The sequence below is a fragment of the Alkalihalobacterium sp. TH-98 genome (assembly GCF_057473385.1).
In genome coordinates this window covers 1-15978 of the sequence record NZ_JBYCKM010000036.1, presented here as the reverse complement: position 1 = coordinate 15978, position 15978 = coordinate 1, and the positions used below count along the sequence as shown (strand labels likewise).

Sequence of the window (15978 nt, the reverse complement as noted above, 5' to 3'; positions counted from 1 at the left end):
TTTCACCATGATCATATTAGAAATAAAAAAAAAGAGGTGCCAGGCACCTTTAACACATTGCTTCGTTAAAGGTGCCTGGCACCGGTTGTTATTTATTCTTGTTTGTTTTTGTCTTCGTCAACGGCTTTGTCTTCGTCTTCGTTCTTTTCTTCGTCATCTTTTACGTCTTCTTCATCCGCAGTATCTTCTTCAGCACTTGCGATGTCTTCGTCCATACGGTGACTATCGTCAACTAGTGTTTCAAGATTTTGGTTGAAGTAGTCTAACGGATTCACTGCATTTCCGTTATGACGAATTTCGAAATGAACATGAACGTTTGCATCGGCGTTATATAAGTTACGACCTGCACGTCCAATAATGTCACCTTGCTTAATTGAAGTACCTTCTTCTACTTCAAGTCCTTCTAAACTGTGGTAGTGTGTAATCACTCCATTGTCATGGTTAATTTCTACCACATGTCCTAGTAATGGATCTTTTTCAGCTTTTACTACTGTTCCGCTAAGGGCAGCTGTTACTTCAAAGCTTTCGCCATCTTCTTTAGCGATATCAATTCCTCTGTTTTGGTAATACATGTTATTGTAATACACTAATGCAGCTTCTTGCTCTTCAGCTGAAGAGTTGAAGTCGTAGAAGTATCCTACAATATCAACTTCACTTTCATTTGCTACTGGCATTTTAATAACTTCGTTAGCACTTGTTACTGGTACAGCTTCGCCTTCGATTACTTCAATCCCATCTTCCATTGGTTGACTGACCCCTGATGGATCTTCTAAAGCTGTATTATCTTGATTTTGCATGAGGAAAAAAGCACTAAGTACGATTGCAGCAGCTCCTAAGTAAACAGCGGGTAACATCCATTTCTTACGTAAGAAACGTTGAACATTAAATTTTTTCACTTCATCTGATTGTTTTGAAGATTGTTGTTTTTCTTCATCTCTCATTTGATCATCACCTCAGCAATCATTCTGATCAAATTGAAGAAATTATATACATTTTCTAAAAAAAACTTTTCTGATTATTTTTCGACAAAGTGATTAATATTATGCATGTTATTTAAAAATATTTTTTTCTCCATATAAAAGCTAATCTAAGAGTGCCCAAATGCTGCTATTATTGAGAGAGTCGATGTGATGTGATCTGATCTAATGGGATTGCCACTAGTCTATTGTAAAGCTAGTTATTTGAATTATTTCTAGTCATTACTAGGTGTATTTAAGGGAATAAGTGCCCTGAGTCTTCAAATATCCTTATAGTTTAGATTCTCTATCAATTGGGACCTCCTAGCCCTCTATATCCTCTTCCTGGGCTGAACGACAGCCAAATCCTGCATCAATAAAAAAATAAATCGCATGGAATGTTTATCACATATCCACGCGACCCACTTTTTTATCTATTATATGTTTTGTTGCCCCGTCTCTAGCTGTTGTTCTAAGCATAAGCAGACATAGGTCACCATATTACCAATTATAGTAATTTTTTTGCACTATGCTTTAGATTAGTCACCACTATTACCATATATAGGATAATTATTGTTCTAAATGCTGCTTTAGGTCACAATACTAACATTTACAGGAAAAATACTTACCTATACAACAATTTAGTTCATGGTTTTTCCATTTATAGGATAATATTTGCCCTAAACTCTACTTTAGATCACTAAATTCCCAGTTATAGGAAAATTTTGATCCTAAAGCTTAGTTTAGGCTTACTTATTCCCAGTTATTAGAATAATTATTGCCTTAAACTATATTTTAGTCCGCTTTATTTCAGTTTCAGGATAATGTTTGAGCTAGATCACACTTAAGCTCATTCTACATCGAGTTACAGCCCAGCTCCTGCCCTACCCTAACCTATAGTTGATGTCTTTTAAGTCAACCAAGCCCTGTTAATAGGAAAAATAGATCAGTCGATCATTTTCTTCATTAAACAAATACTATAGACCTACCTTAGAAAATGAAAGTCTGAAGCAGCTGTATCCCTTAATCCTTCTTAACGACAAGCTGACCGATATACGGGTCGACCGGTGAAACGGCTACTCCTTGATAATAATGTTCGATAATGTCTCTGTATGTTTTCCCTTGTTGTGCCATGCCATTTGCACCGTATTGGCTCATCCCAACACCGTGTCCCCAGCCTCTCGTTTCAATGACAACCTGATCTCCTTGTCTAGACCATTGAAAGTCACTAGAATCCAGGCCTAACTTTTCTCTTACAAAACGACCTGTTAATTCTTCTCCATCTTTGTTCACTTCTTTACCATTTATGTTCACTTTAGCTACACGCTTTCCGTCTGTTCGTTTAATGATTTCACCTACAGAACCATCCGCTGGCAGCTGTACTCCTAATTTTTGTTGGAATTCGCCTACAGAAATTGCAGTTGTCGCTGTAAATCTTGGTGAGTTTGTATCCCACGGGCTTTCAACACTTCGTAAGTATGGAATTTCATTTGGCCAATAGTCTTCCGAGTTCTCTGTGAAACCGTTACTCGTTGAAAAGAAAGCAGCAGTAATTGGTTCACCGTTATACGTTAATACTTGCCCTTGCGTTTGTAAGACCGCTTCTCGAATTCGATTAATGCGCCAGTCAAAATCTTTATCCCATTCTTGTTTCAATTGCTCGAGGTTTTTATATACTTGGTGATGGACGGTATCCGTTACCATTGCACCATCAGGCATAGCAATGTCACTTGGTTCTAGCATTTGTTTTAGAATATAGGTTCTTGCTGTCAATGCTTGTGCTTTTAATGCTTCAATTTCAAAACTTGCAGGCATTTCAGAAGCTACCACCCCAACGACATATTCTTCGAGAGGGACTTCTTCTATTCGGCTTTCTTGCGACCGGTACACGGCAATCGAGATTGGTGTCGCATTCTCTAACTGCTCTTGCCCGGTACCTGTCGAGGCGGCGGTTTGAACGGGTTGTGTGGTTTGAGGTCCGTCTGAAGAAAACATGATGACGAGCATAGCAGGTAGTCCTACAATAATAGAGCATAAAATAGTTCCGATAATTAATATTCGTTTCATGCCAAGCCTCCAGTATTTAAACTAAAAGTTCCACCAGTGTATCCCCCACTGATGGTAAAATAATCAAAATTACATGTTGAGAAAATAAGTATAAGTTCGCTATTCACTCATTTTTGGGATATGTTTTTTCTCTCTAAATCAGTTTATGCGGGCTTGTCATCATATAGAACTTATTTTTCAGTTTCTTTACAAATTTAATTTTTTTACATATTCTTGCGTTTTTTCTATATATTTTTATAAAATTCTGTTAATAATGGATATATGTTTAGTTCTAATAGTGCGATGTGAACAATAATCGCTGTGATTTCAAAGTTGATTTTTTCATCCGAAAAAAGACATGTGTGGAATTTCAATTTTAAAAAAAACACAAAAAAAGATGCCTTACACTGAAAAGCGTAAGACACCTTAATCGTATTTAAACAAGGTTTGAATTCATTTTTAAAGGAGCTGGTGCTTCTTTATTTTCAAGTTCTTCTGCAACAATCTCTTCAATGCGTTCCACATGCGCACCTAATTGTTTTAACTTACCAGCTAGATCAACATAGCCGCGGTCGATATGCTTTAATTCAACGACACGTGTTACCCCGTCAGCCACTAGACCTGCTAGAATAAGGGCAGCACCCGCACGTAAGTCAGTAGCTGACACTTCAGCACCTTGAAGTGAACTTGGTCCGCTAATAATCGCTGAACGTCCTTCAATCTTAATATTTCCATTCATGCGACGGAATTCTTCTACGTGCATGAAACGATTTTCAAATACCGTTTCCGTAATCACACTCGTTCCGTTTGACTTCAGAAGCAATGCCATCATTTGTGCTTGCATATCCGTTGGGAAGCCCGGATGAGGCATCGTTTTAATATCAATCGGTTTTAGCTCTTTCGGACCGATTACACGAAGACCCGTTTCTTCTTCGATAATTTCAACGCCCATTTCTTCCATTTTCGCAATTAGTGGACGTAAATGTTCAGAAACCGCGCCTTCTACAAGTACATCACCGCCAGTAATAGCGGCAGCTACCATAAATGTTCCTGCTTCAATACGGTCTGGAATGACGGTATGATCCGCAGCGACTAACTCATCCACACCTTCAATGCGAATCGTTCCCGTTCCGGCTCCACGAACCTTAGCTCCCATCGCATTCAAGTAGTTCGCAAGGCAAACAATTTCAGGCTCTTCAGCTGCATTTTCTAAGATCGTAGTACCTTCTGCCATCGCAGCTGCCATCATAATGTTTTCTGTTGCGCCTACACTTGGGAAATCTAAATAAATTTTTGCTCCTTTTAGACGCCCGGCGATCTTCGCTTCAATAAAACCATTACCAATTTCAACTACCGCTCCCATTGCTTCGAACCCTTTTAAGTGTTGGTCGATCGGTCTTGAACCAATCGCACAACCACCAGGCAAAGCAATTCTTGCATGACCGACACGAGCAAGCAAAGGTCCCATGACTAGGAAAGAGGCACGCATTTTTCTTACATATTCAAATGGTGCTTCAATCTTTAATGGTTTATCTGCTTTTACAGAAAATGTTCCGTTTTCATACGTCACATCAATATTTAAATTTCTTAAAACCTCTTCCATCGTGTATACATCAGCCAAAGATGGCACATCATATATGTTGCTAGTGCCACGGCTAGCGAGAATAGATGCAGCGATAACTGGTAAAACAGCATTCTTAGCTCCTTCAACTTTTACAGAGCCAGAGAGCTGGTTACCACCTTGGACGATAATTTTTTCCAACATATTCCCCTCCGCGTCTTTTTTTCAACGTCTCTTATATATCAATATTCAGTCGTTATTATAGGCGTTCCTATTGTTATGGTTGTTTTAGAGCCCAACCTTGGATCTTGTCTTAACGCAACCTGTAAGTTCATGTTGTTACCGTTCGTATCGAGAGAGTCTTCCCACTGTTCATTATATGCAGAGATTGAGATAAAAGTTTCCTCTTTTAATTCTTCAATTTTCTCAGCCGAGAAATTTTCTACGAGTTCCGATCCGAAATCATACAACACGCTTGATTTGATTTCTTCATGAAATCCTGTTACGGTTGTAAATACAGTAGGGGTTTCTACATACAACTGGTCCAAGCGTTTTAGAAAAAATGAAGTAATATTCTCTACATCTTGCGGGTAACCTGTTCCCATAAATTCATAAATGAGGTACATGGAGTATTGTTCTTCTAGAGGGTAAGCTAGAACAGTTAGTTGTTCAACATCATTTGTTCCGGTCACTTTCCAATGTTCGTGCTGTTTCCAATCTTTCAAATCCCATTGGAAATTTTGTTCAGAAGCCATCAATTGCTCAAGTTCTTCTTCAAACTCATGAATGTCTTTGACTTCTTTTCCAGTCCCTCTCGTGTACAGTCTCCAATTTTCAATCTGAACTTCTTGCTCTTCCATCAAGTGAACAATGTCAACTAGTTGTGTTTGTTCTTTCGATTCCCCGTGAGTTAAAACACTCATTGCGAATAAAAAAACCAATCCTAGAATCGGCACTATTTTTTTCATCTCTCTCTGTAAGCCCCTCTCCGTTACATAAACAATTAATTAGTAACATTTTTTCCATTGAGAGGCTTTACATACATGGAAGTTACAGTCAACTTTCGACAATGTATGGATTGACTTCACACTTGATTTTAAAATAGGTATTTAAGCATCGTTGACCAATTAAGATAATCCAAAAAGAAGCTGCTCACTAGATGTGCAATTGCAATCGTCAGTAAGATCATCAGTGTTTTCGCTTTTGGGCCCTTAGGATCTCGAAAAAACAGATCAAACTTAAAAGACTGAAGCGCCCACCAGGTGATCACTACGAACATAAGATTAACTGTAATATGTAGTAAACCTTGCATTCCAAAGCCATCCATCACTATTACTCCTTTTTTTAATCTGAAAAGAACACTGCATTGTTAACTATACTGTAACTCTCTTTTCCGTGAAAAGAGACGTTTTACCTAAAGTGAACGAAGCAATGCAAAATACATCATAACCGATTTTTCGATAAAAATCTACATTTCCTTGGAAATATACACAAAAGTACAAAATTGGCTTAAATGCTATTACCGTAAACCCTATACCTCCAACAAACACTCTTCATTACATTCCACCATTTCAGCTTTTTCAAACCTATTTTGACCTCCATATACATTCTTTATATACGGACTTTAATGCTTTTGGTTGCAATGTTACGGTAATCATTTTAAAAAAATTTATTTTCTAAATTAGATATATTTTCATAGGTAGAGTCCCATTCCAGATATTTGCTTCAAAATGTAAATTATTTCGTTACCAATAAGTAAAGTTTTTACCATTCACCCTTTCACTGTTTCCAGCACAAAAAAGAGCCTCCCATGAAGAAGGCTCTTTTCTCTATTTTTTCAATTAACTTATACACGCATGAAAATTTGTGAGAAGTCAAAGTTCGTATTGAAAAAGTCGATCGCTAACTGTGGTGCAATACCTAGGCCGATCGTTGCAATAACGGCAACCACAATGACGATTGAGGCGCCAATTGGCACTCGCATTGCTTCCGTTGTTGGCGCTTTTCTAAAGAACATTTGCGTCATAATTCCAAAGTAATAGAAGTATGAAATAACAGATGTCGCAATCATGACTGAAGCTAAGATGAAGTGACCCGTACTTAACGCTCCAATAAAGATATAGAATTTACCCATAAACCCAGCCGTAACAGGTATACCGGCTAATGAAACGAGGAATACTCCCATTCCAACCGCCATTAACGGTGAACGCTGACCTAATCCGGCAAACCCTCTTAGATCTTCCGTACCCGATTGCGTAGTTACAAGTTGCAAAACGGCAAACGCCCCTAAGTTCATAAAGAGGTAGGCCACTAAGTAGAACCATACATTTTCAAACATAACGATTGATAATGTCGCAAACGGTACTAATAAGTATCCAGCTTGGGCCACACTTGAATATGCAAATAATCGTTTGACATTCGTTTGACGAAGGGCCATTACATTACCGACGATCATCGTTAAACCAGCCACAACAGCAATGTAGATTTGCGTATCCAATAGTAATGGTTGAAGCATGTGAATACCGTGTGCTCCACCAAAGACAACGAGTAAAAATCTTAAAATAAGAGCAAATCCTGCTGTTTTAGAAACGACACTTAAAAACGCAGTAACTGGTGTTGGTGCACCTTGATAAACATCTGGTGACCACATATGAAACGGAACTGCTGCCACTTTAAATGCGAGTCCGACAAATACTAAGAAGAACGAAAAGGCTAATAGAAAACCGTTTTCTAGTACGACAGGGTTTTGAAGCGCGTCACTAATATCGAATAAATTCGTGTAGCCTGTTAGACCATACACATAACTCATACCGAATAACGTAATCGCTGTAGCTACTCCACCGTTCACGACATATTTAAATGCCGCTTCATTCGATTGGAGATTATTTTTTCTAAGACCTGCCATGACGTATGACGATAAAGATAATAATTCTAAACCGACGAACAATGTAATCATATCGGCACTTGATGCCATGATCATTCCACCAAGTAATGCCGTTAACAATAGGTAGAAAAATTCGCCGCGGTATTTGATTTCTTTTTTCCCATAATCTAACCCAAGTAATAATACAAACAGTGTTCCGACTAGTAATATCAGTTTAAAAGCAACTGAAAACGAGTCCAACCGGTACGTATCATATAAAATCATTTGGACAGGTGCACCGAATTGACCAATTAAGAAGATCAACGCGAGCACAACCCCACCGATCGCAAACCATCCTAGAACATTTCGATCTACTTTATCTTTCATGAATATATCGATAATCGATAGGAGAGTTGCAACGATTAGAATGGTAAACTCAGGTGCCATTATCCCCCACGGGTAGCTAAATAGTGTTTCTAAATCCATAATCGTTACCCCCCTATCCCTGCTAAGATGAATTGTAGTGATGCTTGCAACGGTTCAGCTAAAACACTTGGATATACACCAATTAAAACGATGAATGCCAGCAAAACAAGTACTGGAACCATTTCCACCGGTCGAATATCCTGAAGCTCTTTCCACTTGTCAGGCGTCGGACCGAATGTCACATTTAATGTAGCTCTTAATAAATATACTGCTGTTAAAATAATCCCTAATGTACCGATAGCTGCAATAATTGGCATTTCTCTAAATAAACCTAAAAACGCTAAAAACTCACTGATAAACCCAGACATTCCGGGCAGTCCGAGTGAAGCCATCGCTCCAACTAATAAAAATCCTGAAGCAATCGGCATTGAACGTGCTAACCCGCTTAAGTTTGGAATAAGCGATGTATTCGTACGCTCATAATACACACCAATTAAGAAGAAGAGTAACGCGGAAATTAATCCGTGAGAAACCACTTGGAAGACAGCTCCTTGTAGTCCGACATCGTTTAATGCCGCAACCCCAATCAGAACGATCCCCATGTGCGAAATACTCGAGTATGCTAGCACCATCTTTAAGTCAGTTTGAATGAGTGCCAGGTACGCACCATATAAAAGATTGATAACCCCTAAAATCGCAAGGATAGCCGCGATTTGATTCACCTGCTCTGGGAAAAAGCCTACTCCAAAGCGAATTAATCCATAAGCACCAATTTTTAATAGGACCCCTGAGTGAAGCATAACGATGGCTGGCGGCGCTTGAACGTGGACACGAAGCATCCAACTATGTAACGGAAAGATTGGCAGTTTCACACCAAACGCTACAAGTAACGCAATGAGTAATCCCCATTTGAGGTTATCCCCTTCTGGACCGACCATTTGCATCATATTTGAAATCTGATCAATATTGGTTGTACTTGTAACGACAAACAATGTAACGATCACTATTAATAAAACCGCAGATCCTAGTCCGTTATAGATTAGGAAGCTATTCGCTGCTTTTTCTCGATCTAAAAAGCCCCATCTGCCGATTAAGAAATACATCGGAATGAGTGTTAACTCAAAGAATAAGAAAAACAAGAATAAGTTTTGTGAAGCAAATACCCCAAGCATTCCAATCTCTAGTAAAAGAAACAACATGAAGTACGCTTTAAAACCTGATTTAATTTGAATAACAGATGCTAGAGCAGCAAGTGTAGAAACAATAGCTGTTAATAACACAAGCACCATCGCAAATCCATTCAACCCTAATTCATAAGGAATGGCAAGATCAATACCATACGCTAACAGACCGCTGTTACTAAAACTAATCCAGTCTCTCGTTTCCGCAAACTGATTGCCTGAACCGGCATGATCAAAGTTCACATAAACCATAAGCGCTAAAACGAGCGGCAGTAATGTTGTTAAAAATCCAATCGCTTTCAATAGCTGATGTTGCCCTTTAGGTACAAAAGCTAAAATGATAATCCCTACAAGCGGGGAGAAGATGAGTAAGGAAAGTAAGTATGAATCGATCATCTGAAGTACCCCCCTGTCAAGGTCAAGACGGCAAGGATAATAACTAATCCTAGAAACGCCACAGCTCCATACGTTTGGACTTGACCGTTTTGTAATCGAGCGTTCAATCGTCCAAGCGTATCTGTCGCACTTACAACGGCTTGAACCGTAAACTCAATAATATATTTCTCAATATATAACATTGTGTAACTTACAATCGTCGTACCTCTAACAAACGTTTTGTTATAAAGTTCGTCAATGTAATACTTGTTGTAAAGCACCATATATAGGCTGCTGTCTTCGGCTAATTTTTCTCGGGAAATAACACCTTTTCCGTAAATTAACCAAGCAATGAAAATACCAAGTAATGAAACCAAGATAGCTACTGGCATAATCCAGCCTGGATCGTGAAGGTACGTATGTCCTCGCGTCCACGGGCTATCACTGAGCCAATCGCCTAAAAACGTTCCAAACCAATGCGTATGAACAAAACCAGAAACAACCGCTAGAACACCGAGTACCATCATTGGAATCGTCATAATCGCAGGTGACTCATGAACTTTGCTTTGATCACCGCGTGGTTTACCTGTAAAGACCATAAAGAACAATCTAAACATATAAACCGCTGTTAATAAAGCAGTAATTAGCGCAAGAGCGAATAATACGTAACGACCGTCTGCAAACGTTGTTAGTAATATTTCCTCTTTACTGAAGAACCCTGAGAAAAGCGGGAAACCGGCAATCGCTAAACAACCGATTAAAAATAGCACGCCTGTTGTTTTCATCTTGTTCCACAGTCCGCCCATTTCTTCAATGCTCTGCGTATGAACCGCATGGATGACACTACCTGCTGCTAAGAACAGTAATGCTTTAAAGAAAGCATGTGTCATTAAGTGGAAAACAGCGGCAACATAACCTGCAGAACCTAAGGCAAGCATCATATATCCTAATTGACTTACGGTTGAGTACGCAAGCACACGCTTAATATCTTTTTGCGTTAACGCAATCGTCGCTGCGAAAATTGCAGTAAATCCACCAATGACGGCTACTGTTGTTAAGGCAACTGGTGAAGCTGCAAATAACGGGAACATTGTAGCCACTAAGTAAACCCCTGCAGCTACCATCGTTGCAGCATGGATGAGTGCCGAAACCGGTGTCGGACCTTCCATTGCATCTGGTAACCACGTGTGCAGCGGGAACTGACCTGATTTACCGATTGCCCCTACAAAAATAAGGATCGCAATAAGTGTAATCATTCCTTCCGTTAATCCATTTGCATTAACGGCTTCAAAAATGGCTGCATATTCGAAACTTCCAACTTGCCAGAATAAGAGGATCATCCCAATGAATAACCCGACATCCCCAATTCTTGTAACGATGAACGCCTTTTTCGCTGCGGCTCTCGCTTCCGTCTTGAAGAAGTAGAACCCGACGAGTAAGAAGGAACATACACCAACAAGCTCCCAGAAAATATAAAGCTGTAAAAGGTTAGGAGAAAGAACTAACCCTAACATTGAAAATGTAAAAAGTCCTAAATAAGAATAGAATACTGGTACACGATAGCTGTCTGTTGCTGTCATGTAACCTTTTGAATACGTATGTACTAAGAAACTAACAAGCGTTACGATAACGAGCATTAAGGCATTCAGCTGATTGACTTCAAAACCCATCGTGATCGTTCGGTCTCCAATCGCTAGCCAGTCAAATTGTACTAATACATTTTCACCTGCCATTCGCTCGAATAAAACGAGGATTGACATGATCAATGCGATGAAAGAAAGTACCATACCAACGTATGCACCGCTTTCCTTCAACCTGCGACCAAAGAGGACGAGGATGACGAAGGATAACAACGGTAACAGTGGTATTAACCATGCAATTTCCATCATATCTATCACCTGCCCCTTTCTATCGCTTCATTAAGTCCATCTCATCGACATTTACCGTTTTTCGGTTACGGTAAAGGGCAATCAAGATGGCTAAACCTACAGCGGCTTCTGCTGCGGCAACCGTTATTGTAAATAGCGCAAACACTTGACCTGTAATCCCAGGGTTCACACCGTGTATTGCAAATGCTACTAAGTTAATATTAACCGCATTTAACATCAATTCGATACAGATTAGAACGATAACTGCATTTCGTTTCGTTAACACTCCAAACATACCAATACAGAAAAGGAGAAGAGCGATTACGAGATAGACTGATAAAGGAATACTACTCATTTTCCATCTACCTCCTCTTCATTATCACTCTTCGCTAAAGCTACGGCACCTACAAGAGCGACTAAAAGAATAACCCCAACCGTTTCAAACGGGATAACAAACTTAGAATAAATTTCAATACCAATTTGTCTTACGTTGTTTTCATGAAGGTTTGTCGCTTGCTCACCAAGAGATAAATCGTTAATTCCAACAAACATAATAACAAAGAACACCGCTACACCAACTAGTGCAGCTAAAGTGCGCCAAATACTGACGGATGCTACTTTATCATCATGTTTCGTTAACATAATACCAAACAGCATCATAATCGTGATCGCGCCACCGTAGATGAGCACTTGAACGAATGCAAGAAATTCAGCTGATAAAAGGACGTATAGCCCTGCGATACTTATGAACGTAAAAGCTAAGGCGATAATGATATGAACTACTTTTCGTAGGTTAATCATTAAGACGCCACCGCTTATTGCAATAAGGGCAAGGACAAAGAATGCGAGAAATTCTCCACTCATGCTTTATTTTCCTCCCTCACGTTCGTATCGTTTTCATCTAGCCATTCTAGGTTTTTAAATAAATCATCTCGGCTGTATTCAGCTAGTTCGAAATTATTTGTCATGACAATAGCTTCTGTCGGACAAACTTCTGTGCATAAATCACACAAGATACATATCTCAAAGTTAATATCATATGTGTCAATAATTTTCCCTTTTTTATTCGGATCTGGATGTGGTTTTCCAGTTAATTGAATACAATCGGTCGGACAAATATTGGCACACTGATTACAGACGATACACTTTTCCGGATAAAACTTCTGTATGCCACGAAAGCGATCCGGCATATCAATCGGTTCGTCCGGATAACTTGTCGTCACATTTTTTTTCGTCAAGTTACTAAGTGTGTATTTCAACCCTTTGACTAATCCTTGACCTAACAATGTGATCACTCCTTAGTCGTGATAGATGTAGTATTCATGAGAAAGTTGAAAGCCCAATCTCGTTAGACTCTGCGTTTACTCTTAAAATACTACTTCTTAAACGTGCTTCAATAGTATAGTTCAAAAAGGAGGACAAAAAGTTCCAAGAAGTTCGAGCTGCTAGTTCGAGTACTGCACTTACATAGGATTGCTGTCGACGTTCCCCCGCAAAGTACAGGGTACTATCGTCTAAGCCCTGCTGCTATTAGAGGTTTTCCCGGGACTTTTTGAATTTCCTCTTATAAGAAAAATTCTTTAACTAACGCTGTAATAATAATGTTCACTAACGCAATTGGTAGTAAGATTTTCCATGCAAATTCCATCAGTTGGTCTCCACGTAAACGCGGGAATGTACCACGCATCCAAATCATGAAGAAGACAACAGCTGAGAATTTAAGGGCAAACCAAACGACACCAGGAATAAAGTCTAAGAACGGCAGTGGCTGCCACCCACCTAAAAACAACACAGTTGTTAATGACGCCATCGCAAATAAGTAGACATATTCAGCTAACATAAAAAATGCCCAACGGAAACCTGAATACTCAACGTGATATCCAGCAACTAGCTCTGACTCAGCTTCAGGTAAGTCAAAGGGGACTCGATTTAGCTCAGCGGTTGCTGCAATAACAAACACTAGGAAACCTAAAATTTGCGGAATAAAGAACCATAGATTAGCTTGTGCGTTAACAATCTCGATTAAGTTCAAACTACCGGTCAAAAGGACGACCCCTACAACTGATAGTACAAGAGGTACCTCATAAGAAATCATCTGAGCGGCTGCTCGCATTCCACCCATTAAGGCATACTTATTATTCGATGCCCAACCACCAGCTACTATTCCAATGGTCGTAATTCCTGAAACAGCAATGTAGAATAGAAGTCCGACTCCAATGTCTGTAAAGTAAAGATTTTCAGAGAAAGGAATAACGGCTAAAACTACAAATGCAGGGACGAAGGCAATGATTGGAGCCAAAATAAACAGCGGTTTATCTGCTTTCTTAGGAATGGTATCTTCTTTTAATAAAAGCTTTAATACATCGGCCACTGTTTGTAATAACCCAAGTCCGCCACCTGTACGGTTCGGTCCTACACGAAGCTGCATAAAACCTAAAACTTTTCGCTCTGCTAAGATCGCATACGTAACAAAACCTAGCACCGCTCCTAAAAGTGCAGCTCCTAAAGCAAAGTAAATTAAAAAGTTTGTCCAACTCGGCGCTGATGTTAGGAGATCATTAATCATTAGCCGTCAACCTCCCCAAGGACAATATCAATTCCACCTAAAATAGCAATTAAATTGGCGATTGGCTGCCCTACTAATAATTTCGGTAAAATTTGAAGGTTATAGAAAGATGGTCTTCTAAACTTTAAGCGGTAAGGCTCTTTCTTGCCTTGACTTGCTATATAACAGCCGATTTCTCCACGTGGTGACTCGATACGAACGAACGTCTCCCCTGCTGGCGGCTTAATGATTCTTGGTGTTTTTGCTAGGATCGGTCCTTCACTTGGAAATTGCTCTACGGCTTGCTCGATGATCTTGATCGACTCTTCAATTTCTTTCATACGGCACATGTACCGTGCCCAGCAGTCGCCCTTTTCTTCCACAGGAATATCGAAATCAAAACGATCATAAATTGAATACGGCTCATCTTTACGTAAATCCCAATTCACACCTGTTGAACGAATGTTTGCACCACTCAACGAGTATTTGATCGCTTCTTCTTTCGTATACGTTCCTACATCTTTAATACGACTCATGAAAATTTCGTTCCCTGTAACAAGGTTATGATAGCCTTCTAACTCCTTGCGCAAGTATGGAACTAAATCTCTCACCTTTTCAATCCAACCTGGAGGTGCATCCCATTTCACTCCACCAACACGCATATAGTTAAACGTTAATCGTGCACCTGAGATTTCATTCAGTAAGTTAATGATCATCTCACGCTCACGGAACGCATATAAGAATGGACTCATCGCCCCAATATCAAGTAAATATGTACCAAACCAGACAAGGTGACTAGCCACTCGACCTAGCTCCATTACGATGACCCTCAGATACTCGGCACGTTCTGGAATTTCTAATTCCATCATTGTTTCGACCGCATGACAGATCACATAGTTATTCGTCATGGCGGATAAGTAGTCCATACGATCTGTGTAAGGAATGATTTGCGTATACTGGAGGTTTTCCGCCAACTTCTCGGTACCGCGATGTAAGTAACCTACGACTGGAATTGCTTCTTTAATGATTTCCCCGTCAATTTTTACAACTAGACGGAAAACACCGTGTGTACTCGGATGCTGTGGACCTACGTTTAATAACATTTCTTCCGTACGTAACATCGTTACACCTCCTCGTCGTGCTGCTCGTAATCTTTTCGAAGGGGATGCCCTACCCAATCATCAGTAAGCATAATTCGCGTTAAGTTCGGATGACCTGTATATACGATCCCAAGTAAATCATACGATTCACGTTCTGGCCAATTCGCGCCTTCCCAAACTGGAGTAATCGACTCAATGATCGGTTCATCGCGATCAATTTTTACTTTTAATGCGATATTTTCCTTCGTTTTAAAAGAGTACATGTGATTATAAATTTCCATATGTGTCTCAAAATCTGAACCATGGTGCTCAGATAAATAATCAAACGCTAGTTGTTCGTTATGTTTTAAAAACTGAGCAAGCTTAAAGTACGTTTCCTTCTTTGCTACTAAAGTAGGGACGTCTTTGCCTAGTCTATTAATATAGGCATCTTCTAGCACATCTTCGCCTAAATTTTCTTTAATTACCTTTAAATATTTATCGAGATACTGTTGATTTGGTGATGGTTTCTCTGGCTCAGCATCAGCTGTAGGTGCTTCCCCGCCAGCGGCTTTTGCTTTAGCAGCTGCGGCTGCTTTTGCTTTCGCAATGGCTGCAGCTTTCGCTTTTGCCTTTTCATCATCACTATCTTCTGCTGCTCCACCAGCGGCTTTTCTTTTAGCTGCTGCTGCCGCTGCCGCTTTTGCTTTTGCGGCTGCGATTGCTTTTGCCTTCGCGGCTGCTTTTGCTTTTTCATCGTCTCCAGCTGGTTCTTCTGCTGAACCTTGCTTTGCCAATGCTGCCGCTTTGGCTTTGGCAGCGGCCGCGGCTTTCGCCTTAGCGGCAGCAGCTGCCTTGGCCTTAGCTGCAGCTGCAGCTTTCGCTTTCTCATCGGCTCCAGCAGGCTCTTCTGATGCACTTGCCCCAGCTTCTTTTTCTTTCATTTTCTTTAAAGCTTCTGCTTTTGCTTTGGCAGCGGCTGCTGCCTTGGCTTTCGCTGCTGCTGCTGCTTTTGCCTTCTCATCGGCTCCAGCAGGCTCTTCTGATGGGCTTGCCTCAGCTTCTTTTTCTTTCATTT

The 15978-nt window shown here is 40.0% G+C and carries 14 protein-coding genes; all 14 read right to left on the bottom strand.

Annotated features, from left to right (window positions below; all coding sequences use genetic code 11):
• Positions 1–92: 92 nt before the first annotated feature.
• Positions 93–941, bottom strand: coding sequence for a stage II sporulation protein SpoIIQ (gene spoIIQ / locus AC2VNP_RS13135; protein ID WP_486917758.1), 849 nt, complete (start codon positions 939–941; stop codon positions 93–95).
• 1038 nt (positions 942–1979) lie between these two features.
• Complete coding sequence (spoIID, locus tag AC2VNP_RS13130; RefSeq protein WP_486917757.1) at positions 1980–3023, bottom strand: stage II sporulation protein D; 1044 nt, start codon at positions 3021–3023, stop codon at positions 1980–1982.
• Between the two features lie 415 nt (positions 3024–3438).
• Positions 3439–4764, bottom strand: a complete 1326-nt coding sequence (murA, locus tag AC2VNP_RS13125) for a UDP-N-acetylglucosamine 1-carboxyvinyltransferase (protein WP_486917790.1) — start codon at positions 4762–4764, stop codon at positions 3439–3441.
• A 41-nt stretch (positions 4765–4805) separates the two neighbouring features.
• Complete coding sequence (locus AC2VNP_RS13120) at positions 4806–5486, bottom strand: YwmB family TATA-box binding protein (protein ID WP_486917756.1); 681 nt, start codon at positions 5484–5486, stop codon at positions 4806–4808.
• Positions 5487–5659: 173 nt separating this feature from the next.
• On the bottom strand, positions 5660–5890 hold the full coding sequence (locus AC2VNP_RS13115) for a DUF1146 family protein (protein WP_486917755.1): 231 nt from the start codon (positions 5888–5890) through the stop codon (positions 5660–5662).
• A 519-nt stretch (positions 5891–6409) separates the two neighbouring features.
• Positions 6410–7912, bottom strand: coding sequence for an NADH-quinone oxidoreductase subunit NuoN (gene nuoN / locus AC2VNP_RS13110; protein ID WP_486917754.1), 1503 nt, complete (start codon positions 7910–7912; stop codon positions 6410–6412).
• Between the two features lie 5 nt (positions 7913–7917).
• Entirely contained in the window at positions 7918–9429 is a 1512-nt protein-coding gene (locus tag AC2VNP_RS13105; RefSeq protein ID WP_486917753.1) for a complex I subunit 4 family protein, read from the bottom strand.
• A complete protein-coding gene (gene nuoL, locus AC2VNP_RS13100) occupies positions 9426–11297 on the bottom strand; it encodes an NADH-quinone oxidoreductase subunit L (protein WP_486917752.1) in 1872 nt (623 codons plus the stop codon). The genes AC2VNP_RS13105 and nuoL overlap by 4 nt, the downstream gene beginning before the upstream one ends.
• Before the next feature lie 19 nt (positions 11298–11316).
• A complete protein-coding gene (gene nuoK / locus AC2VNP_RS13095; protein ID WP_216829936.1) occupies positions 11317–11631 on the bottom strand; it encodes an NADH-quinone oxidoreductase subunit NuoK in 315 nt (104 codons plus the stop codon).
• The gene (locus tag AC2VNP_RS13090; RefSeq protein ID WP_486917751.1) at positions 11628–12140 is read right to left on the bottom strand and encodes an NADH-quinone oxidoreductase subunit J; all 513 of its coding nucleotides are present in this window, start codon (positions 12138–12140) and stop codon (positions 11628–11630) included. The genes nuoK and AC2VNP_RS13090 overlap by 4 nt, the downstream gene beginning before the upstream one ends.
• Positions 12137–12562, bottom strand: coding sequence for an NADH-quinone oxidoreductase subunit NuoI (gene nuoI / locus AC2VNP_RS13085; protein ID WP_209123351.1), 426 nt, complete (start codon positions 12560–12562; stop codon positions 12137–12139). Before nuoI ends, AC2VNP_RS13090 begins: the two co-directional genes overlap by 4 nt.
• A 278-nt stretch (positions 12563–12840) precedes the next feature.
• A complete protein-coding gene (nuoH, locus tag AC2VNP_RS13080) occupies positions 12841–13842 on the bottom strand; it encodes an NADH-quinone oxidoreductase subunit NuoH (protein ID WP_275119316.1) in 1002 nt (333 codons plus the stop codon).
• Positions 13842–14942 carry an NADH-quinone oxidoreductase subunit D gene (locus AC2VNP_RS13075; protein WP_275119315.1) on the bottom strand — a complete coding sequence of 367 codons (1101 nt, stop codon included), beginning with the start codon at positions 14940–14942 and terminating at the stop codon, positions 13842–13844. The genes nuoH and AC2VNP_RS13075 overlap by 1 nt, the downstream gene beginning before the upstream one ends.
• 2 nt (positions 14943–14944) lie before the next feature.
• Positions 14945–15978: NADH-quinone oxidoreductase subunit C (locus tag AC2VNP_RS13070; RefSeq protein WP_486917750.1), on the bottom strand; the 1034-nt coding region annotated here is incomplete at its 5' end.

Bases quoted from the DNA above. Each gene is read 5' to 3' on its own strand.
- nuoH (WP_275119316.1), bottom strand. From the start codon at position 13,842: ATGATTAATGATCTCCTAACATCAGCGCCGAGTTGGACAAACTTTTTA.
- nuoL (WP_486917752.1), bottom strand. From the start codon at position 11,297: ATGATGGAAATTGCATGGTTAATACCACTGTTACCGTTGTTATCCTTC.
- spoIIQ (WP_486917758.1), bottom strand. From the start codon at position 941: ATGAGAGATGAAGAAAAACAACAATCTTCAAAACAATCAGATGAAGTG.
- nuoK (WP_216829936.1), bottom strand. From the start codon at position 11,631: ATGAGTAGTATTCCTTTATCAGTCTATCTCGTAATCGCTCTTCTCCTT.
- spoIID (WP_486917757.1), bottom strand. From the start codon at position 3,023: ATGAAACGAATATTAATTATCGGAACTATTTTATGCTCTATTATTGTA.
- AC2VNP_RS13075 (WP_275119315.1), bottom strand. From the start codon at position 14,942: ATGTTACGTACGGAAGAAATGTTATTAAACGTAGGTCCACAGCATCCG.
- AC2VNP_RS13120 (WP_486917756.1), bottom strand. From the start codon at position 5,486: ATGAGTGTTTTAACTCACGGGGAATCGAAAGAACAAACACAACTAGTT.
- AC2VNP_RS13115 (WP_486917755.1), bottom strand. From the start codon at position 5,890: ATGGATGGCTTTGGAATGCAAGGTTTACTACATATTACAGTTAATCTT.
- AC2VNP_RS13105 (WP_486917753.1), bottom strand. From the start codon at position 9,429: ATGATCGATTCATACTTACTTTCCTTACTCATCTTCTCCCCGCTTGTA.
- AC2VNP_RS13090 (WP_486917751.1), bottom strand. From the start codon at position 12,140: ATGAGTGGAGAATTTCTCGCATTCTTTGTCCTTGCCCTTATTGCAATA.
- nuoN (WP_486917754.1), bottom strand. From the start codon at position 7,912: ATGGATTTAGAAACACTATTTAGCTACCCGTGGGGGATAATGGCACCT.